Origin of the sequence: Hafnia alvei (genome assembly GCF_034424155.1) — a bacterium.
GTDB classification, from domain to species: domain Bacteria; phylum Pseudomonadota; class Gammaproteobacteria; order Enterobacterales; family Enterobacteriaceae; genus Hafnia; species Hafnia alvei.
The window spans coordinates 2,481,885-2,500,586 of record NZ_CP139992.1 but is presented as its reverse complement, the minus strand read 5'-3'; the positions used below and the strand labels follow the sequence as shown (position 1 = coordinate 2,500,586).

Annotated in this window: 19 protein-coding genes and 1 pseudogene; 8 read left to right on the top strand and 12 right to left on the bottom strand. The window is 47.0% G+C overall.

Annotation, left to right across the window (positions count from 1 at the left end):
• Window positions 1–6: 6 nt before the first annotated feature.
• Both U0008_RS22545 and U0008_RS11705 read right to left on the bottom strand, forming a co-directional pair.
• Window positions 7–580: pseudogene (locus U0008_RS22545) on the bottom strand (glutamine amidotransferase-related protein); the annotation flags it as partial.
• A complete protein-coding gene (locus U0008_RS11705; RefSeq protein ID WP_043493455.1) occupies window positions 580–2,142 on the bottom strand; it encodes an anthranilate synthase component 1 in 1,563 nt (520 codons plus the stop codon). The gene U0008_RS11705 and the pseudogene U0008_RS22545, both read right to left, overlap by 1 nt.
• Window positions 2,143–2,594: 452 nt before the next feature.
• Between U0008_RS11705 and rnm the strand changes: the two genes are divergently transcribed.
• From rnm to U0008_RS11690, 3 genes are all read left to right on the top strand, one after another.
• A complete protein-coding gene (gene rnm, locus U0008_RS11700; RefSeq protein ID WP_043493453.1) occupies window positions 2,595–3,479 on the top strand; it encodes an RNase RNM in 885 nt (294 codons plus the stop codon).
• 57 nt (window positions 3,480–3,536) lie between these two features.
• The gene (locus U0008_RS11695) at window positions 3,537–4,157 is read left to right on the top strand and encodes an L-threonylcarbamoyladenylate synthase (protein ID WP_040044834.1); all 621 of its coding nucleotides are present in this window, start codon (window positions 3,537–3,539) and stop codon (window positions 4,155–4,157) included.
• A 66-nt stretch (window positions 4,158–4,223) separates the two neighbouring features.
• The gene (locus U0008_RS11690; protein WP_004093204.1) at window positions 4,224–4,469 is read left to right on the top strand and encodes a DUF2766 family protein; all 246 of its coding nucleotides are present in this window, start codon (window positions 4,224–4,226) and stop codon (window positions 4,467–4,469) included.
• Between the two features lie 2,314 nt (window positions 4,470–6,783).
• On the opposite strand, the gene U0008_RS11685 is transcribed toward U0008_RS11690, so the two are convergent.
• The 7 genes from U0008_RS11685 to U0008_RS11655 all read right to left on the bottom strand — a co-directional run bounded on the left by U0008_RS11685 (window position 6,784) and on the right by U0008_RS11655 (window position 12,506).
• Window positions 6,784–7,050, bottom strand: coding sequence for a hypothetical protein (locus U0008_RS11685; RefSeq protein WP_151200917.1), 267 nt, complete (start codon window positions 7,048–7,050; stop codon window positions 6,784–6,786).
• Window positions 7,051–7,346: 296 nt separating this feature from the next.
• Window positions 7,347–8,495 (bottom strand): PAAR domain-containing protein, encoded by a 1,149-nt coding sequence (locus tag U0008_RS11680; RefSeq protein WP_043493440.1) that lies wholly within the window; start codon window positions 8,493–8,495, stop codon window positions 7,347–7,349.
• 27 nt (window positions 8,496–8,522) lie between these two features.
• Entirely contained in the window at window positions 8,523–8,807 is a 285-nt protein-coding gene (locus U0008_RS11675) for a hypothetical protein (protein WP_327058428.1), read from the bottom strand.
• Between the two features lie 354 nt (window positions 8,808–9,161).
• Window positions 9,162–9,857 (bottom strand): amino acid ABC transporter permease, encoded by a 696-nt coding sequence (locus tag U0008_RS11670; RefSeq protein ID WP_025796867.1) that lies wholly within the window; start codon window positions 9,855–9,857, stop codon window positions 9,162–9,164.
• 190 nt (window positions 9,858–10,047) lie between these two features.
• Window positions 10,048–10,818: an amino acid ABC transporter substrate-binding protein gene (locus U0008_RS11665; protein WP_040044839.1), complete on the bottom strand. Its 771-nt coding sequence runs from the start codon at window positions 10,816–10,818 to the stop codon at window positions 10,048–10,050.
• Between the two features lie 168 nt (window positions 10,819–10,986).
• Window positions 10,987–12,096, bottom strand: coding sequence for an SLC13 family permease (locus tag U0008_RS11660; protein ID WP_043493436.1), 1,110 nt, complete (start codon window positions 12,094–12,096; stop codon window positions 10,987–10,989).
• Window positions 12,097–12,116: 20 nt separating this feature from the next.
• Window positions 12,117–12,506: a helix-turn-helix domain-containing protein gene (locus U0008_RS11655; RefSeq protein WP_025796861.1), complete on the bottom strand. Its 390-nt coding sequence runs from the start codon at window positions 12,504–12,506 to the stop codon at window positions 12,117–12,119.
• Between the two features lie 141 nt (window positions 12,507–12,647).
• Here U0008_RS11655 and U0008_RS11650 point away from each other — a divergent pair, with 141 nt between their 5' ends.
• Window positions 12,648–13,406 (top strand): SDR family oxidoreductase, encoded by a 759-nt coding sequence (locus U0008_RS11650; RefSeq protein WP_043493430.1) that lies wholly within the window; start codon window positions 12,648–12,650, stop codon window positions 13,404–13,406.
• A gap of 12 nt (window positions 13,407–13,418) precedes the next feature.
• Here the strand turns inward: U0008_RS11650 and U0008_RS11645 are convergent, their stop codons facing one another.
• Together U0008_RS11645 and U0008_RS11640 are read right to left on the bottom strand one after the other, a co-directional pair.
• Entirely contained in the window at window positions 13,419–13,643 is a 225-nt protein-coding gene (locus tag U0008_RS11645) for a DNA polymerase III subunit theta (RefSeq protein ID WP_025796857.1), read from the bottom strand.
• 176 nt (window positions 13,644–13,819) lie between these two features.
• Complete coding sequence (locus U0008_RS11640) at window positions 13,820–14,110, bottom strand: hypothetical protein (RefSeq protein WP_043493427.1); 291 nt, start codon at window positions 14,108–14,110, stop codon at window positions 13,820–13,822.
• Between the two features lie 273 nt (window positions 14,111–14,383).
• Between U0008_RS11640 and U0008_RS11635 the strand changes: the two genes are divergently transcribed.
• From U0008_RS11635 to U0008_RS11620, 4 genes are all read left to right on the top strand, one after another.
• The gene (locus U0008_RS11635) at window positions 14,384–15,376 is read left to right on the top strand and encodes an MBL fold metallo-hydrolase (protein ID WP_043493426.1); all 993 of its coding nucleotides are present in this window, start codon (window positions 14,384–14,386) and stop codon (window positions 15,374–15,376) included.
• Window positions 15,377–15,507: 131 nt separating this feature from the next.
• Complete coding sequence (gene rluB / locus U0008_RS11630) at window positions 15,508–16,461, top strand: 23S rRNA pseudouridine(2605) synthase RluB (protein WP_025796850.1); 954 nt, start codon at window positions 15,508–15,510, stop codon at window positions 16,459–16,461.
• A gap of 187 nt (window positions 16,462–16,648) precedes the next feature.
• Window positions 16,649–17,386, top strand: coding sequence for an adenosylcobinamide-GDP ribazoletransferase (gene cobS, locus U0008_RS11625; protein WP_043493423.1), 738 nt, complete (start codon window positions 16,649–16,651; stop codon window positions 17,384–17,386).
• 44 nt (window positions 17,387–17,430) lie between these two features.
• Window positions 17,431–18,033, top strand: coding sequence for an adenosylcobalamin/alpha-ribazole phosphatase (locus U0008_RS11620; RefSeq protein ID WP_043493421.1), 603 nt, complete (start codon window positions 17,431–17,433; stop codon window positions 18,031–18,033).
• 43 nt (window positions 18,034–18,076) lie between these two features.
• On the opposite strand, the gene cobO is transcribed toward U0008_RS11620, so the two are convergent.
• Window positions 18,077–18,667: a cob(I)yrinic acid a,c-diamide adenosyltransferase gene (gene cobO, locus U0008_RS11615; RefSeq protein ID WP_043493419.1), complete on the bottom strand. Its 591-nt coding sequence runs from the start codon at window positions 18,665–18,667 to the stop codon at window positions 18,077–18,079.
• Window positions 18,668–18,702: the final 35 nt, after the last annotated feature.

Below are 18,702 nucleotides of genomic sequence, written 5' to 3'. Positions count from 1 at the left end.
TTTAGACTAATGCCCAAGCCAACGTCTGCTCTAACAAACGAGCGCCTTGAGTAGTAAGAATGGATTCTGGGTGGAACTGGAAACCACATACGCGATCTTCATCCTGACGAACAGCCATCACCATGCCGTTAAAGGTGGCATTGACCGTTAACCCTTGCGGGATCTGGCTGCCGACCAGTGAGTGGTAGCGTGCAACCGGCAGCGGAGAAGGCAAACCGGCAAACATGCCTTCGCCGTCGTGTTCAACCTGCGATGCTTTGCCATGCAGGATTTCACCCGCTTGACCCACGTGGCCGCCGTAGGTTTCCACAATCGCTTGATGACCCAGACAAATGCCGATGATAGGCAATTTGCCGCGCAGCTTAGTTAATAGCTCAGGCATACATCCGGCTTCAGACGGTGTGCCGGGGCCTGGAGAGAGCATCAGTACCGGATTTTCCATTTCAGCCAGTTTGCTGATAATCACATCCGCAGGAATTTGATTACGGTAAATCACCACGCGGTGGCCGCTAGAGCGCAGCTGATCGACCAAGTTGTAGGTAAATGAGTCGATATTGTCGAGCAGAAGAATGTCAGCCATTAGAACACCTCTTTCACGTGATGAGCGGTGGCGATGGCTCGCAGCACTGCACGGGCTTTATTACGGGTTTCGTCGGCTTCCGCCTGTGGAACAGAATCTAAAACAACGCCAGCACCGGCTTGAACGGTGGCAATACCGTCTTCTACGTAGGCCGAGCGGATCACGATGCAGGTATCTAAATCACCGTGTGCGGTGAAATAGCCCACGGCGCCCCCGTAGCTACCACGGCGAGTTTGTTCTGCCTGTGAAATTAATTGCATGGCACGAATTTTTGGTGCGCCGCTCAGGGTGCCCATATTCATGCAGGCCTGATAGGCGTGCAGCACATCCAGATCTTGGCGCAGGGTGCCGACCACCCGAGAAACTAAGTGCATGACGAACGAGTAACGGTCAACTTTGGTCAGGTCTGCGACATAGCGTGAGCCTGGTTCGCAAATGCGCGCCAGATCGTTACGCGCCAGATCGACCAGCATTAGATGCTCCGCCAGTTCTTTATGGTCGGTACGCATTTCAAGCTCAATGCGGCTGTCTAAGTCGCGATCTAATTCACCGTCGGCGCGGCGTCCGCGTGGGCGGGTGCCTGCAATTGGATAGATTTCAATCTGGCGATTGGTCGCGTCATATTTCAACGCGCTTTCTGGTGAGGCGCCGAACAGAGAAAAATCGTTATCCTGCATGAAGAACATGTACGGGCTTGGATTGCTGTGTTTCAGCGTATGGTATGCCGCCAGTGGAGAAGGGCACGGCAGACTGAAACGGCGTGAAGGCACCACTTGGAAAATTTCGCCGATACGGATGGCCTGCTGCATTTGGCTGACAACGGCACCAAAAGCGTCGTCGCTCAAATTGCAGCTCAGCTGCATATTCTCAACGCGAGGATGGGTAATTGGCGCAGCCTCTTGCGTCATCTGCTGGGTTAGCTGCTCTAAACGAGCCTGTAGGCGCTGTGCTTCAGCGGCATTCTCTGTAAACACGGAGGCTTGCAGGCGAGCGCTGCGGTGCTGGTGATCGAGTACCAACAAGGTTTCAGCCAGATAGAAGCAAAAATCAGGGCAACGCTGATCGCTGTTTAGTGCCGCAAGATTTTCAAAGCCCGCCACCAAATTATAGGCGAACAGGCCCCCGATAAACATGGCCTCACGTTCCTGTTCAGGCACGATAACCAGCGTGAGCAGAGTACGCAGTGCGTCAAACACCGAGCGTGATTTCAAACGCGCATCTTCATCTTGCAAAGTATCAATGGCAGGGAAATGCAGAACGCGCTGGTTTGGGGATATCTCGTTTTCAACATCTGCGGGCAATGCCGCGTCTAACAACGGAAGCAGGCCACGACCGTTTTCGGTCAATGCCTGAAGGGTGACGCTGCGGCCCATCGCGGTAATACGCAGGGCGCTATCGATAACCAGCAGGCTTTTCAGATCCTGTTTGTTGTCGATCTCGGCAGATTCTAACAGCAACGTTGCGGGGCGAGCGCCACACAGCAGGTGAAACAGCGTCGTTGGATCGTTACGATAGGCTGCCGTTTGCGTTAACAAGGTCAAAGTGGGTTTTGTTGAAGTCATTATTATGTCCGCTTGTTCGCTAGTGTTCTTTAAAAAGAGTTTTTTGCTGAATTTTGGCTATAAAAAAGCCCGCAGGGTGCGGGCGGGATGTGCTGGATGTCATATCCGTAACACAGTTACTCCGCCCAACCGAATGAGTCGCGCCACCAACGTGCAGAAAGGGTCATTGCGGACACCTGCACCTGATTTGAAAACTGACCGTTTAAAGAAATCTTACGCATCTCATTCACCTTAATTTTCTGTCGATACTAAAAAAGTGTGGGTTAGTACCGAACCTGCGTACTAGTAAACTAGTTTCATGGTTATGTGTCAACACCTTTTAAATGAATAAATTTCAATCCAGGAGAAATAAGAAAAGGAGTACAGCGTAAGAGAATGATTTAGGAATTAGGTGAATAGGTTAGCGCTCGGCTAGGCATCCTAGGTATGATAGGGCCAGATACCGCAATAGGATGGCTATTTTGCAAGATACACTGCTTGAATCAGAAGAAGTGACGCTGTCACCTCAACCCCTGTTTGACCTGCACAGCCACACCACGGCATCTGATGGTTTACTTTCTAGCGCAGAGTTGGTGTCTCGCGCTGCAGAAATGGGCGTGACCACGTTGGCAATCACCGATCACGACACTACGGCAGGCATTCCCGCCGCACGCCAAGCTATTGTTGAGCAAGAGCTTGAACTTGAGCTGATTGCGGGTGTGGAAATTTCAACGCTGTGGGAGAATCATGAAATCCACATTGTTGGGCTTAACGTCGATATTGACAGCGCTGAGTTACAAACGTTGCTGAGTGAACAGGTGACTCGGCGTCAGGCGCGTGCGAAAGAGATCGCGCTGCGGCTTGAGAAAGCGCGTATTCCCGGAGCGCTTGAGGGAGCGACGCGTATCGCCGATGGTGCTGAGATCACACGTGGTCACTTTGCCCGCTATCTTGTTGAGCAAGGCTATGCAACCAACGTTGGGGGTGTTTTCAAACATTATCTTGCGCGTGGTAAAACCGGTTACGCTCCGCCTCAGTGGTGTACAATTGAAGAGGCCATCGTTGCGATTCACCATGCGGGTGGACAGGCCGTGGTGGCCCATCCGGGCCGCTATCAGCTAAGCAACAAGTGGTTGAAACGTCTGCTTGCCGATTTTAAAAGCTGGGGTGGCGATGCGATGGAAGTCGCACAGTGCCAACAAGCCCCTAATGAACGTTCGCAGCTGGCCGCGTATGCGTTGCAGTTCGGGCTATTAGCTTCGCAGGGCTCTGATTTTCACCAGCCCTGCGCATGGATTGAGTTGGGCCGCAAATTGTGGCTCCCGACGGGCGTTGAGCCTGTATGGCGAGATTGGTAACTTAGGCTATTGATCTTTCTGAGCTATCGACAGCGTCCTGAATAATGAGGAATTACAATGAGTCAGCTTTTTTATATTCACCCGGATAACCCTCAGCCGCGCCTGATTAGTCAGTGTGTGGAAGTTCTGCGTAAGGGCGGCGTTATCGTCTATCCAACGGACTCCGGCTATGCGCTGGGTTGCATGCTGGGTGAGAAAAACGCGATGGAACGTATTTGCCGTATCCGTCAGTTAGACAGCAATCATAACTTCACCTTGGTGTGTCGCGATCTGTCTGAAATCTCGACCTATGCGTTTGTTGATAACACCGCATTTCGTCTTATCAAGAATAATACGCCGGGCAACTACACGTTTATTCTGAAAGCCACGAAAGAAGTGCCGCGTCGCCTAATGAGCGAAAAGCGTAAGACGATTGGTTTGCGCGTGCCGTCAAACCCAATTGCGCTGGATCTGTTGGCTGCACTCGGTGAGCCGTTAATGTCGACCACGCTGATGCTGCCGGGCAATGACTTTGCAGAATCCGATCCAGAAGAGATCCAAGATTCACTGGGTAAAGTGGTGGACTTGGTGATCCACGGTGGTTTCTTAGGCCAGCAGCCAACCACGGTGATTGATCTGACCGAAGATTCACCGGAAGTGGTGCGCGTTGGCGCGGGCGATCCGAAGCCATTTATGTAAAAACCCGCAGGGAAAAATACTCTGTTGATTTCACACGTGTAAATTTGAATTCAAAAAGGAAAAAGTATGTCTCAGATGCTGACTGAGAGTGAAGAACTGGCGTCCGATCTGGTTGCCTGCCAGCTGGTGATTAAGCAGATTTTAGACGTCATTGACGTGATTGCGCCTACCGAAGTGCGCGAAAAAATGGCCAGCCAGCTGAAGAGTATCAATTTTGACAAGGCCAGCATCGACCCTGTCACCAAGCGCGGCGTGCAAAAGGCAATAGCGCTGATTGAGTTGAAGTTTGCTCAGCAGGAGCAGGCACACTAGTTTTGACGGAAGACCGAGTATATAGCTCTCTACGTTCTTTTATGTTAGAGCAGTGAAAGGTTTCGAACGCCTATGAGCACATGTGTTTCCATGAAAACGCTGGCGTGGGTGTCCGAGTGAGGCGGCTCAAGCAACGCCGCCTTGTATATAGAATCTTTTATGTGAGGGCGGTGAAAGATTTCGTCCGCTCGTGTGCATTTGCGTTTCTATGAGACGGCTGACGTAGGCGTTCGACGAAAGGTTGCCAGCGCGCAACCTCTCGACTCTCGCGCTTTTTACCGAGTCGTTTGTCCGACCGGTCTCGGAGCGTACGTCCTGTGCGCCCTCAACCTGCCACCAGCATCCCTGCTGGTGGTTCTAAAACGCACCCTTTAAACATAAAAAAGACAAAAGATATTTTTGTCTTCTTATCTTTTTATTTTATTTCTCTCTTTTCTTTTAATTGTTTAAGTTTTGGCTGGGAGAGTCACCGGTACAGGGATGTACCGGTGGAGTTTGGGGCGCGTGGGATGGGCGATACCAAACCGGAAAACAGGGTAATTTAATGATCCTGCTCACAAAACAAGGAAAACAAATTGTTAATTAAATGTGTGATGCTATTATCAAGTTGTTGAATAACTTCGACATAGAGTTTCTCATGCATTTGCACCCGCTCGATTCGTTTGCTGATTTTCAGTAAATGACGGCGGGTTTTCTTTTTTGCGGGCGTATCTTGTCGGGAAGATTTCTGTTTCAGTTACTTTGTGGAAGGTGATTTTATTGCTGCTGTTCCATACTGATTTAAGGTGTTTTTACAAGAGGTAAAAGATAAACGGCTGAGCTTGGGAGCTGCGAAGATCAACAGAAATCTTGATAGTCTTTGTAAACCTAGCGTACTTTTTTGAAAATAAGCAGAATTAAAGCGATGGAGATAAAATACCCAAAAAATGCAGCGTTCGTAATTGCATCAAAACTTATAGTTAAATCATTAATTACGGCATTACATCGAACAGCTGTAACTTGTTCACTTCAGTTGTACTAAAGATATTATTTACCATAAGTTTCATATACCTTATCACCCAACAATTCACCACTGGAACTACCAAGTTAATGGCCTATATGCTTAACAACTCCTACGCCAACAATCTCACTTCATGAATATTTTTATTTTATGAAGATAGTAAAAGCGATATAGTTAGCAATAAGCGATATAAATCCAAATATCAAAATTAAAAACTTAGCTTTAATCCAAAATATTTTTTTGGATGGTTGTTTTTTTATAAAAGAATATATGTTTTTATCTAAATTTCTAACAAAAAAGCTATCATCATTGAATATTGCCGCCATAAGGAAAAAAATATCCTTTTGGAATGTGAATAGGATACCAGAACTTTGATAGGCCAAGACATCTGCGGGTATGTAGTGATACTGTTCAAGGAACTCATTACATAGTTCCTTGTGTTTATTATTTTTTAATTCTGAATAAATGAAGGCTATCACTATGACAGTAAAACTGAAAAGTGATGAAAACATAATTAATGATTTCAATTACTCACCTCTCGATTCATATATATATTCTCCAAAACCTTCTCCTAGATTAGAGCCTGCTTCTCCACCAACATGCCTGCACTCTAGTATAACTCTCTAAGTTAGGTCTCTGACGCTACTCAGCTTATTGTTAATAAGCTGTAGGAAATATATGAAATTAGCATTAATATTATGCTAACAGAGAATAATATATATTTTATTTTTATCCATAGAGTTATTTCACTAGGTAGCGTTCTAACGAAGTTGTAGTGTTCAGACTTCATGTCTCTAACTATAAAATTATCTTCAGAAACTATTAATGGGAATAAAAAGAAAAGATCTTTTTGAAAGGTTAGGAAAATACCACCCGCTTGAGCGAGTATAATCCCCCCAGGCAAAAAACCAAATTCTTTAATAAATAAGGAACATAAGGTTTTATGATTTTTGTTATTGATGACTGAATAAATAATAGCAGCAAAAAAACCAAGAAGGATGTAACTCCTAATGCCATAGTAATTAAATCCATTTTACTCACCAATCGCCTCATGTGTTTTTTTGAATCATTCGTCAAATTAACCACTTTCATTTTATATCAAAATCTGTTGTGTTACCACTTAAACAGCATCCTCTTACAGAGTGATTTTTATTCATTAACCTTCCCTGACTTGACATAAATTATATATTATCACCCTAGTTGAAAACTATATCTCTGCTTTATATTTAAATACCAAATAAGCCTAATGATTTCAAAATAATAACATTTAGAGTTATAGAAGTAAAAGCCACCAGTAACTCTAGTGGCTTTTTTCTATCTCACTTTTTTAAAAATAAGAAGAATTAAAGCGATGGAGATAAAATACCCAAAAAATGCAGCGTTCGTAAGTGCATCAAAACTTATAGTTAAATCATCAATTACGGCATTACATCGAACAGCTGTAACTTGTTCATGAGGTTCTATACCTACATATTTCAGGGTAGTGTAATACCCCAAAACAAGTCCAAATAAAAAAACGCTATAAATTACCGTAATGAGAGAAATACTCCCCCATCTCAACAAACCTTTAATCGACATCATATAATCCTTTTAGCAAACTACCGATAACTCTAGTGGCTTCTTTCTATCTCACCTTTTTAAAAACAAGAAGGATTAAAACTATGGAGATTAAGTATCCAAAGAATGCAATATATGTAAGCTCAACAAAACTTATTGATATTTGATCAATGATAGAGTTGCATCTGACTGCGGTAACTTGTTCATGCGGATCTATGCCTCCGTATTTTAAAGTGACACCGTAGTCCATAATTATTAGTGCTAAAGCGCATATGTATGTAATCATGATGAGGAATATACTTCCCCATCGTAGCAAACCTTTAATCGACATCATATGACCCTTTTAGAATTCCACCTATTGTGCCGCCAGAGTAGCCGCTTGAGGAGCCAGCCCCAGATATTGCCCCTGCGGTTTCGTGAACAACCTTTCCTTGTACAGTTTCTTCAATTTCAACCAAGCCAGCGTTTTGATATTTATTTTTAAATTTATTGGTAACTTCAATCACATCCATAAATTTCAGACTTTGACTTCTCTTTACAAGATAATTCTGTAAAGACACTGGGATAGCGAAATCCTCTTCACCTTCAATTGGGAATTGAGTTGTCATAGGTGTGTAACTAGTCCCAAATATTTTGCTGCCAGCCTGACGAAGAACTGTAACCGAGTGAGTCGCACAATTGCTTCCCGTCAAATCGTAAGTATCAATAAGCCTTCCTCTACGCTTGGTTATTTCTTTTGCATCATCTAAATCCGCTACTGATTTACCTGTATTCCAGCGTGCCTCAAATAACTGTTTAGTTAATTGTATGCCGGCATCATCAATCCTAAATACACGTGCAGACATTTTATAAAGTTCAGTTGTATAGTAATCAATCGCATCATCATCGACTAAATAATTTAATATGCCGTCTCCAATAAAACCAATCATGCTTCTTCTAGCAAAACGCCCGTAAGTAAATACAAATACTTCACTATTAATGTGAACAGAAATAAAAGCATGGCCGGCTTCATGTGTTTCAGTCCACACAAATACACCATTAGCTAATGGATCATCTTCTTTTTCACACGTCCCGCCGATTGTGCCAACTAAATTATTAAGAGGGTGCGGGTTGGCTTTCGCCGCTTGGGCGTATTGTGTTGGCGCCTCCGATTGTGGCGCAGCCGCCATTCTTACTTCTGCACGGCTAGTTTTCTCATATGTCGCGCTCGAGAGTGATGAAAGAAGTTTAGCCCTACATGGACAACTGCTAATGCTATCGAGCGTACCAGCTAGTTGCACATTATTATCCAGCATACCAGGGATGCCACCGATGATTCGGTATGTCTTGCCATCCTTTCCGCATGTGACGAGATCGCCATGCCTCGAAGCAGCTCGGCCGTGCATATTGTAATTAGGATTACCACCTCTAACCGTACCGCCGCAGCTTGTCTTATCACCTACGCGGATAAAATATCCTTTCTGACTCATGTGAAGCCTTCTCCCTAGAACTGAAAATTAGATTTTCCCAGCAGCTTTTAGTAATTCAATCTCTTCCGGATCGAAATAACCACATGTGATCTCCCCATTGGCTAGCCTTATCATTGCTGACATTTGTTGACCAGCATCAATGATTTCATCCCCGTTGCTTACGCGAGTCCCACTAGCCGCCACAGTGTATTTAACCCCCTCAACAATACTTTCCATCATGGTGCTTTCATCACGCTCCAAATAAGCTGTATGCGCATCAGGATAAACCACCTCATCGCCTTCGATTGCCATGCTGCGTTCGTGATATTTCATTGCACATCTGTTAGCAACAACTCGACCACCATTCTTAGTTTTTGCTCCGTCGATAGCAAAGAATCGAATTACGTCATATTGAGTCACTGAACCACTGAACCACCATTCCTAATTGATTAACAATTGAATAATGTACCAGTTAAACCATAGGGTTTGTGTGTGAATGTTCAGATTTTCTAATAATTCAGAGTTTACTAATGGCGAAGACCAAAGACAGTGATTTATTCGAAAAATAATTGAGCTTTAAGCAAAGATAAAAGGAATACCCCAAAGATAAAGCGCCATTTCTTTGGGGGAGATGATGCGGAATGAACGTAATCAGAAAACGATGTGCGCAGGGCAGATAACAAAAACTTACTCGTAGCGGCGGTAGTACACTTCCAGCTTGTTTTGCAATTTACCTAGCACCGTGCTGAACGCCAGATAAATCAGCGCTGCTTCTACATATAAAATCAACGGCTCGTAAGTGACAGATACAATGCGCTGTGCTGCCAAGAACATCTCAGGAACGGTGATCACCGCAGCCAATGACGTATCTTTGATAAGCGAGATAAATGAGTTAGACAGCGGTGGCAGTGATACGAATACCGACTGTGGCAGGATCACGCGGCGCATGGCCTGTGAACTGCTCATACCGATAGAATAAGAGGCTTCCCACTGGCCTTTAGGTACCGAGATAATCGCCCCACGGATGATTTCAGAGGTATAGGCACCCACGCTGAGCGTGAAACCAATGAGCGCCGCCGGAAATGCATCTAGGGTGATCCCCGCACTCGGTAAACCATAAAAGATTAAGAACAACTGCACTAACAGCGGCGTGCCACGAATAACCCATACGTAGAAATCAAAAATCCACTTGACTGGTTTTGGCGCATAGAGGCGCACCAATGCGGTGATAAAGCCAAGGATAATCCCGCCAATAAAAGAGAGGATCGCTAAAGGCAGCGTGAATTGCAGTCCCGCAGATAGCAGACTCCAAAACGAATCAATCATCAGCTGTAGCCAGGCAAGGCCGTGAATATAGTCAGTCAGGCTGTGTAGCCATGCCATATGCCGTACTCCTAATACAGTAAGTCTAAAAAATAGGTCTTGAAACGATATGTCTAAAAACAGTATGCCTAAACGCGATCGTCCTAAATACGATCCTCTTAAATACAACAGCCCGCCTCATGAAGTGATACCCAGTTAAGGATTCACAGAGGCAGGCTTGTCACTATTTTGGCGATAGTGTTAAAGACGATTATTGAGAAACGTCCTGACCGAAGTAGCGTACAGAAATCGTTTTATAAGTGCCATCAGCTTTCATTTCATCCAGCGCTTTATTGACCGCTTTCACTAATTCTGGCTGATCTTTACGCAGCAGGATCGCTGAGTTCTCGGTATTTTCATCGGTAGCGACGATTTTAACTTTCGCATCTGGCTTATGTTTTTTGAAATCCAAGAATGACAGGTTATCGTTTAACGTTGCCGCTGCACGACCGCTTAACACGAGATCCAATGATTGGTTGAAACCGTCGGTAGGCACTAAATCCGCGCCGTTTTTAGTCGCCAGTTTTGAATAGTTACTGGTCAGGCTTTGAGCCGCTTTCTGGCCTTTTAAATCAGCAAAGCTTTTGATGGTGGTGTTGTCATCACGGACAACCAGCACCGCTTTAGAACCGATATAAGGCTGAGAGAAATCAAACTTGGCTTTACGCTCGTCGGTAACGCCGACTTGGTTAATGACCGCGTCGTAGCGTTTGGCGCTCAAACCGGCAATCAAACCATCCCAACGACCTTCAACAAACTCTGGTTTAACGCCCATTTTCTCTGCTACGGCACGTGCGACATCCACGTCAAAACCAACCAGCTTGCCGCTTTTGTCATGGTAGGTGTAAGGCGCGTAGGTACCTTCTGTTCCGAATTTCATCACGCCGGCAGACTTAATTGCCGCCAGATCATCGGCCGCTTGAGCCAGTGCAGAGGTAGCAAATAATGAGGTTGCAAGCAGAGCCAAGGTCATTTTTTTCATAGGTATCCCAATGTCTTACTTAAATTATTTGTTTAAAAAAAACGCAGGTAATTGCGTTCCGTTATTGATGATGAAGCTAAACCATTGTTTGCGGTTTGCTAAATCACATTCTGCGATTATCAATAACCAAATGGAATAAAGCCTAAAAATCACGCAGTGCTTATCAGTTTAGATTAACCACCAGCCAAGCGCCGCAGAGATAACGAGAGCGGGGATAGAAAAAAGATGAAACGTCAGCCAGATGCGTTTTTCATTTGCCATGCGTAAGGCAATCAGATTGGCCATGGATCCCAGCGCAAACCCAAATCCGCCAATATTTACGGCGTAGGCCAGCGTAGTGGTGGCAGGAATAAAACCCAGCAGCAAAATGGTAGCCGGTACGTTGCTGATCACCTGAGAGAGCAGAATGCCGATCGTGTATGTACCGAGCGTTGAAAGATGCTGCATGTTTTCCGTGACTGGTAATAACACTGGTAGCTGAGTCAGTAATTTCACATCGATAAACATCGCCATGAAAATGAAAATAAGCGCCCAATCGACCAGCAAAATGACTTTAGGGGACAAACATAATAAAGCGACCAGCACGATTAACAGTCCGAGGTAGGGCATGCCTAAATCGACGCTAACGAGAAACACGCCATAGAGCACAGCACAGGCCAGCAATAGTCCGCGCTTACGGGGGCTGTCTTGGCGAACGGCCGGAGGACGAATAGTTTTGTTTGGGAAAAACATCAGCGTGAACAGCAATAGCAGAAACAGCAGCACGCCAGACAAAGGCAACATTTGCCCAATAAAGGCGCTGAACGACAGGCCGCTATGATTCCACAGCAATATATTTTGTGGATTGCCAATTGGCGTCAGCAAAGAACCCACGTTAACCGCTAATGCTTCAAAGATGATTAAACGGGTAACAGGTAAGGCGCTGAGTTTTTTTAAGGTGATGGTGAGCGGAACCACGATAAAAAGAGCGACATCATTAGTAAGAAACGTGGAAAGTAGCGCAGAAGCCACAACCATAAACAGCGCTAACGTTCGCTCATTGCTAAGGCGAGCCATCATTTTTCGGCCCAGCCAATCGAAATAGCCGCTCATCTCAACGCTTTTCGTCAGTAGCAGCAGTCCGAGTAAGGTGGTAATCGTGGGCCAATCAATCCAGCGAGGATAATCACGCAGCGGGGAAGACGTAAAACAGGCCAAAATGACGCCAGCAAGCAAAAGAAATTGCAGTAAACGATCGCGCAGAACAGCGCCGAGAACGTGACGTAACGAGGTTGGCATAGTGCTGTTTCTCAGTGAATTCAGGCGCTTTGTTTATACATCACGTGCAGGGGCTGAATAGTAGACAGCTGAATGTCGGTCTGGAGCCGGTAGTTGGTTGGCGTGATATCGAAATGCTTGCGGAACATGTAGGTGAAATGCGACTGCGAGGCAAAGCCGTAGTAGACCGCGATATCGATAATCGACTCTTCGGTGTGGCGTAACCGTTTTGCTGCGCCAGACAGTTTACGTTCGCGAATATAGCGGCCTAAGGACATGCCGGTGGTTTCACGAAAAATTTTCTGCATATGCCACAGTGAATACCCAGAGTAGCGAGCCAGCTCATCCAGATAAATATCGCGGCCTAGATGTTGCTCTATCCACTCGCTTAGCGCACATACTAGGGCAATATTGCGTTCGTTCTGCGTCATTCGTTCTCCGGTAATCGTTCTCATTAGCAACATGCCGTCTACTACATATTACGACATCATGGCGTTTACCACTATACCCATCATACTTGAAGGCGTTTCAACCTCAGCTACACTGGCTTACAAACATTAATTTAACAAGGAATGGCCGTGAATTCATCTCCCGTTGCTCTCGTGACCGGTGCCAGCCGCGGCATAGGGCGGACAACAGCATTATTGCTCGCCAAACGTGGGTATCGCGTGTGTATCAATTACTCTCAAAACCATGTGGCAGCACAGGCGCTGGCGCTGGAAATAGAGGCTTTAGGGCAGGAAAGTTTGCTGGTCTGCGCCAACATTGCGGATGAGATAGCCGTCTGCAATATGTTTAACCAAATTGAACACCATTGGGGGCGGCTGGATGCACTGGTGAATAACGCTGGAATTTTGCAAACTCAGTCCACAATAGAAGGCTTAACGGCAGAGAGAATTAACCAGATTCTGCATATTAACGTGACCGGAACGTTTTTGTGTTGCCGAGAAGCGGTTAAGCGCATGGCGAAACGCCACGGAGGGCGCGGTGGGGCGATTGTTAACGTTTCATCTGCGGCAGCCAAAAGTGGTTCTCCCTTCGAATATCTAGACTATGCGGCCAGCAAAGGTGCGATGGATACGCTGACGAAAGGATTATCAATAGAGGTGGCAGGGGAAGGGATCCGCGTTAACGGTGTACGGCCGGGGTTTATTTATACGGAAATGCATGCAGATGGTGGAGAGGCCAATCGTGTTGATCGAATAAAAGCCTCATTACCGATGCAGCGTGGTGGTGAACCTGAAGAAGTTGCCGCAGCCATCGTTTGGTTGTTGTCGGATGAGGCGTCTTATTCCACCGGCAGTTTTCTTGATTTAGCCGGTGGAAAGTAGCTTACGCAGGCATTATTTCATTGGCGGTTCGTATGGCAGGGTATCAATACGTAGGGTGCGATAATAAGCCAGTCGTTCACGAAAATAGGTGCGCAGATGTTCAGGCTGCTCACGCTCAACCAGTTCCGCGATAACCGGCATGTGATAGCGTTCTTTATACGATACGCCAGCTGCGGCTAAGTCGACATTAACTTTGTCCATCTCTTCCTGAGGAAGATCGGCTAGATTGAAACTCATATGACCTCCTGTTGCGTCGGCCTCATTATTCCAGAATGTTTCGTTTGACTCTATGGCTTATTGAAATTGAGATTATCAGCAGAATAAAAAGCAAACGGGCCGCTGGAGAGGCGGCCCGGTTTGTTTACCACTTTTTTGTTATAACTTCACGCTACATGAAGTGAATTCAATTCAATCTAGATCACTCTCGGACCCTGCGTGGTGAAGGGACGCTGGCGTGGGCGGAAGAGTGAAACTAGTGCGCCAATTAAGGCAACGCTCAGAACCACAAGGTTAAAGAGCACGAAGCCTGCCATCAGCATGGCGACCATCATTACCGCCGATACGATAAGCGTCATCTGGCGCATTTTACCGCTGAGCCCCATCTGGCGAGACTTCAGCGATAGGTACATTTTCCAATATTGCATCTGGCCCTGTAGAGCGCTGCGCAGACGTTGAGTGCGAGTGTGTGACTTATTATTTTTCATATTTAATTAACTCCTGATGACTCGCTAACGGGCCAATTTGTGATCCACCCGTCGTTTGTTTCTTGAAAATGAGACTAAAGAGAATTCTTTCAAAACCCCAGCACCTTTAGCCTACTTTACGTGGCTGACAAAAGCTGACATCGAGAATAGTCTGTAGTTATTAAGTTATTCTTAACGCGGCACCCATGTGGTTATTTTGTTTTGGTCGCTATCAGGAAATATGGCGCTATTTTGACTATATTCAAGTGACGTTGTCACCTAAGAGGGCGTCGAGTGAAGAAAAATCCTTATTATGATCCTAATAAAACACACCACACGCCAGAGGGTTTTACCAATCCTGAGCCCAATGAGCATCGTTCTGGTGATTTAAAACGTTGGCAAAACGAACGCAAAAAGAATCGACTGCCGCTAAAGCCTGAGCAGGGATATCGCGGGCTCGTTGAGCGCTGGTGGCAGCAGGTTGATCTGGAACAGTCACAGGATGGCGTGTGGTGGCTGGGTCACGCAGCGATGCTGGTGAAAATGGGGAGCAAAAAGGTCCTGATTGATCCCGTGCTTTCCCAGCGAGCTTCACCGCTGAACTTCTACGGGCCAGAGCGAAAAACGCCGCCGCCTATCAATGTTGAACAACTGCCAGATATTGATGCGGTTTTGATCTCACATAATCATTACGACCATCTTGATAAACAGACTATCGATGCGCTGTTGAAGCGTTTTCCCTCGTTGATTTTCATGGTGCCGCTTGGGCTGAAACGGTGGTTTATCCGTTGTGGTGCGATACACGTTCACGAACTGGATTGGTGGGATCAGCGTGCGGTAGGCGATGTGCAGGTCCATTATGTGCCCGCACGACACTGGAGTATGAGAACGCCTTGGGATCGCAATCGTAGCCTGTGGGGCGGGTGGGTGCTATCGCATTTAACCGATAGCTTCTATTTCGCTGGCGACAGTGGTTATACGCCACGGCTCAAAGAGATTGGCGAACGATTAGGGCCCTTTTCGTTGGCAGCGCTGCCGTTGGGCGCCTATGAACCGCGCTGGTTTATGCATTCTCAGCATATGGATCCCGCGGATTCGGTTCGATTATTTCAGGAACTAGGTTGTCAGCGAGCTTTTGGCATGCATTGGGGCGTATTTGAGTTAGCCGACGAAGCTTTGGATGCTCCTCCTCGTGGTTTACGCGAAGAAATTCAGCGGCAAGGCGTTGATGTGAATCGCTATACCGCCGAGAAAATTGGCGCTTTTATACCTTTTCCTCGCGGATAAAAAAGCATAGCGTTCGGACATTTTCACGTTTTCGTGTATAATGCCGCGTTAAAATTCAATTAATTGTTTGAATTTCAGAGACATCCACAATACCCCACGACGCCTGTGAAGGCGACATTAGAGGTTGCTCAATGAGCGAAAAGTTACAGAAAGTTCTTGCCAATGCTGGTCATGGTTCACGCCGTGAAATTGAAGCCATGATTAAAGAAGGCCGTGTCAGCGTTGATGGTAAATTAGCAACGCTTGGTGACCGTGTTGAGGTTACTCCGGCTATGAAAATTCGTGTTGATGGACGCGTTGTGTCAATCCGCGAATCAACCGAATCTGTTTGTCGCGTTTTGGCATATTACAAGCCAGAAGGCGAACTATGTACCCGTCGCGACCCTGAAGGTCGCCCAACGGTATTTGATCGTTTGCCAAAACTGCGCGGTTCTCGTTGGATCGCCGTAGGCCGTCTGGATATCAATACGTCTGGTTTACTGTTGTTCACCACCGATGGCGAACTGGCAAACCGTTTGATGCATCCAAGCCGTGAAGTTGAGCGTGAATATGCGGTACGTGTGTTCGGTCAGGTTGATGATGAAAAAATTCGTCAATTAAGCCGTGGCGTACAGTTAGAAGATGGTCCTGCATCATTTAAAACCATCAGTTTCCAAGGCGGTGAAGGAATTAACCAGTGGTACAACGTGACCTTAACCGAAGGGCGTAACCGTGAGGTTCGTCGTTTGTGGGAAGCCGTTGGTGTGCAGGTGAGTCGTTTGATCCGTGTTCGTTATGGCGATTTGCCTTTGCCAAAAGGCCTGCCACGCGGCGGCTGGGCAGAGCTTCCACTTAACGACATCAACTATCTGCGCGAATTGGTTGAGCTGAACGCGGAAACCGTGAGCAAGCTGCCGGTTGAGCGTGAACGTCGTCGTATGAAAGCGAATCAGATCCGCCGTGCGGTTAAACGTCATGGTCAGGGTGGCAGTGCTGCAGCTGCAGCGCCAAACCGTCGTTCTGGTTCAGCGAATAAAGGCACGTCTTCTACGCGTAGCGCAGCGGGTAATAAAGCGGCTACCAGCAAAGGAAACAAACGCGGCTAATCACAGCGCGTTGCTGCAACGTAGAATTGCCAAGCAAATATCAAACCGTAGCGTTAATCCGCCGCGGTTTTTTTATATCTGCGATCTGGCGCTAGCGCCAGATAAGCGTCTGGTATTAATATAGAAGGCAATCAGAGAGTTAATTCTCTTGCTCTTGCTTACCGACGACATGGACTGACCCGTAATAATGAAACTATTCCTCGCCACACTGCAGTTTATGACCCGCATTCCCGTGCCTGCCCGCTGGACAGATAATCTCGATATGAATGATTACGCCAAAGGCGTGGTCTATTTTCCGTTTGTTGGCCTGATCGTTGGGTTACTGAGCGCGCTGGCGTTTGCCGTGGTATTGCCGGTTTATGGCCCTTTGTTGGCAGCGGTTGCCGCGGTGCTGGCGACCACATTGGTCACGGGCGCGTTTCATTTAGACGGTTTGGCCGACACCTGCGATGGGATTTTCTCGGCGCGTCCACGTGAGCGTATTCTCGAGATCATGCGCGATAGCCGTATTGGCTCGAACGGTGCTCTGGCGCTGATTTTTGTGATTTTGGCTCGGGTGGCGATTATCTATCAGCTAACGCAGACCGGACATAACGTTTACACCTTGCTAGTCGCGGCTCCGGCGCTGAGCCGCGCATTGCTGCCTGTTCTGATGTATCAGCAAAAATATGCGCGTGAAAATGGCATGGGAAACCTGTATATCGGGAAAATCGGCGGCCAGCATTACGCGATTGCGCTGATTATTGGTCTATTAATGACGCTGGGCTTTGCCAGCTGGCACGGTGGATTGGCAGCGATCATTACTTATCTGTTTGCGCTGCTATACCGTAGCTTCATCAATAAACGTATTGGTGGGCAAACCGGTGATACCATCGGTGCGGGCAACGAACTATTCGGCCTTATCTTCCTGTTTGCGGTTATTTAAATCCAAAATTTAGAGCACCGCGAATCTGAATCCAAGGAGCACTGATGGAGTTATATCTAGTACGCCACGGTCAGACTCAGGCCAATCTAGACGGTGTGTATTGCGGCAGCAGCGATTTGGCCCTCACGGCGCTGGGCGAGCAGCAGGCTGATGCGGTTGCGGCGCAGTTGGCGGGAGTTTCGTTCGACGTGGTGTATACCAGCGGCTTGCAACGCACTCATCAAACTGCGCAGAGAATACTCGGTGCCGATGCTGAATTTGTCCAACTTATCGGATTGGACGAAATGGCATTTGGCGAGTGGGAACTTCGTCACCACAAAGAATTACAGCAACAGGATGCTGAGCACTACGCTGCTTGGTGTGCCGATTGGCAGCGAACCGTTCCGCCGGGCGGGGAGGGATTTCGTGATTTCTCTGCAAGGGTACGATTGGCTTTGGCCGATATTCAGCAAAATCATGCGGGGCAGCGCGTGTTGATCGTTGCACATCAAGGCGTTATCTCGATCATCTGCACGCAGCTTCTCAAACTAGAAGACCGTGCTATGTGGCATTTCCGCATCGAGCAGGGAGCGCATAGCAGAATCGATTACCGCGAAGGATTCAGCGTTATTCATTGTTTAAACAATAGTGGTAAAGCGATTGTCTGATTAATATGCCGAAGCCTGCAAGGGCAGCTTCGGCATTTGGTCATTACCAGTCGATACCTTTCTGGGCTTTGATACCGGCTTCAAATGCGTGTTTCACCGGACGAACTTCGCTCACAGTATCCGCCAGTTCTTCCAGCTCGCGATGACAGCCTCGTCCGGTAATAATCACGGATTGATGCGCTGGACGCTGTTTCAACGCTGTCAGCACCTCTTCAAGCTCGATGTAGCCGTAACTCACCATGTAGGTCAGCTCATCCATGACCACGAGATCTAAACTTTCATCTTTCAGCATGCGTTTGCCGTGTTCCCAAACCGCAAGTGCGGCGGCGGTGTCCGTCTCTTTATTCTGTGTTTCCCACGTAAAACCGGTCGCCATTACCTGAAACTCAACGCCGTGTGGCTCAAGCAGATTTCGTTCACCGTTTTCCCATGAACCTTTGATGAATTGAATCACGCCCGCGCGATGCCCATGGCCTACAGCGCGCGCTACGGTGCCAAAGGCCGCCGTACTTTTACCTTTACCATTGCCGGTGAAAATCATCACGATGCCGCGAGTTTCCTGTGCGGCGGCAATACGGGCATCCACTTTTTCTTTAATACGTTGTTGGCGCTGCTGGTGGCGTTCTTCAGACATGCTTTCTCCTAACCTATTAATTTATTGTTGTACGT

Excerpts from the sequence above, each read along its gene's own strand:
- U0008_RS11705 (WP_043493455.1), bottom strand. The coding sequence starts at position 2,142 with ATGACTTCAACAAAACCCACTTTGACCTTGTTAACGCAAACGGCAGCC.
- rnm (WP_043493453.1), top strand. The coding sequence starts at position 2,595 with ATGGCTATTTTGCAAGATACACTGCTTGAATCAGAAGAAGTGACGCTG.
- U0008_RS11695 (WP_040044834.1), top strand. The coding sequence starts at position 3,537 with ATGAGTCAGCTTTTTTATATTCACCCGGATAACCCTCAGCCGCGCCTG.
- U0008_RS11690 (WP_004093204.1), top strand. The coding sequence starts at position 4,224 with ATGTCTCAGATGCTGACTGAGAGTGAAGAACTGGCGTCCGATCTGGTT.
- U0008_RS11685 (WP_151200917.1), bottom strand. The coding sequence starts at position 7,050 with ATGATGTCGATTAAAGGTTTGTTGAGATGGGGGAGTATTTCTCTCATT.
- U0008_RS11680 (WP_043493440.1), bottom strand. The coding sequence starts at position 8,495 with ATGAGTCAGAAAGGATATTTTATCCGCGTAGGTGATAAGACAAGCTGC.
- U0008_RS11675 (WP_327058428.1), bottom strand. The coding sequence starts at position 8,807 with ATGAAATATCACGAACGCAGCATGGCAATCGAAGGCGATGAGGTGGTT.
- U0008_RS11670 (WP_025796867.1), bottom strand. The coding sequence starts at position 9,857 with ATGGCATGGCTACACAGCCTGACTGACTATATTCACGGCCTTGCCTGG.
- U0008_RS11665 (WP_040044839.1), bottom strand. The coding sequence starts at position 10,818 with ATGAAAAAAATGACCTTGGCTCTGCTTGCAACCTCATTATTTGCTACC.
- U0008_RS11660 (WP_043493436.1), bottom strand. The coding sequence starts at position 12,096 with ATGCCAACCTCGTTACGTCACGTTCTCGGCGCTGTTCTGCGCGATCGT.
- U0008_RS11655 (WP_025796861.1), bottom strand. The coding sequence starts at position 12,506 with ATGACGCAGAACGAACGCAATATTGCCCTAGTATGTGCGCTAAGCGAG.
- U0008_RS11650 (WP_043493430.1), top strand. The coding sequence starts at position 12,648 with ATGGCCGTGAATTCATCTCCCGTTGCTCTCGTGACCGGTGCCAGCCGC.
- U0008_RS11645 (WP_025796857.1), bottom strand. The coding sequence starts at position 13,643 with ATGAGTTTCAATCTAGCCGATCTTCCTCAGGAAGAGATGGACAAAGTT.
- U0008_RS11640 (WP_043493427.1), bottom strand. The coding sequence starts at position 14,110 with ATGAAAAATAATAAGTCACACACTCGCACTCAACGTCTGCGCAGCGCT.
- rluB (WP_025796850.1), top strand. The coding sequence starts at position 15,508 with ATGAGCGAAAAGTTACAGAAAGTTCTTGCCAATGCTGGTCATGGTTCA.
- cobS (WP_043493423.1), top strand. The coding sequence starts at position 16,649 with ATGAAACTATTCCTCGCCACACTGCAGTTTATGACCCGCATTCCCGTG.
- U0008_RS11620 (WP_043493421.1), top strand. The coding sequence starts at position 17,431 with ATGGAGTTATATCTAGTACGCCACGGTCAGACTCAGGCCAATCTAGAC.
- cobO (WP_043493419.1), bottom strand. The coding sequence starts at position 18,667 with ATGTCTGAAGAACGCCACCAGCAGCGCCAACAACGTATTAAAGAAAAA.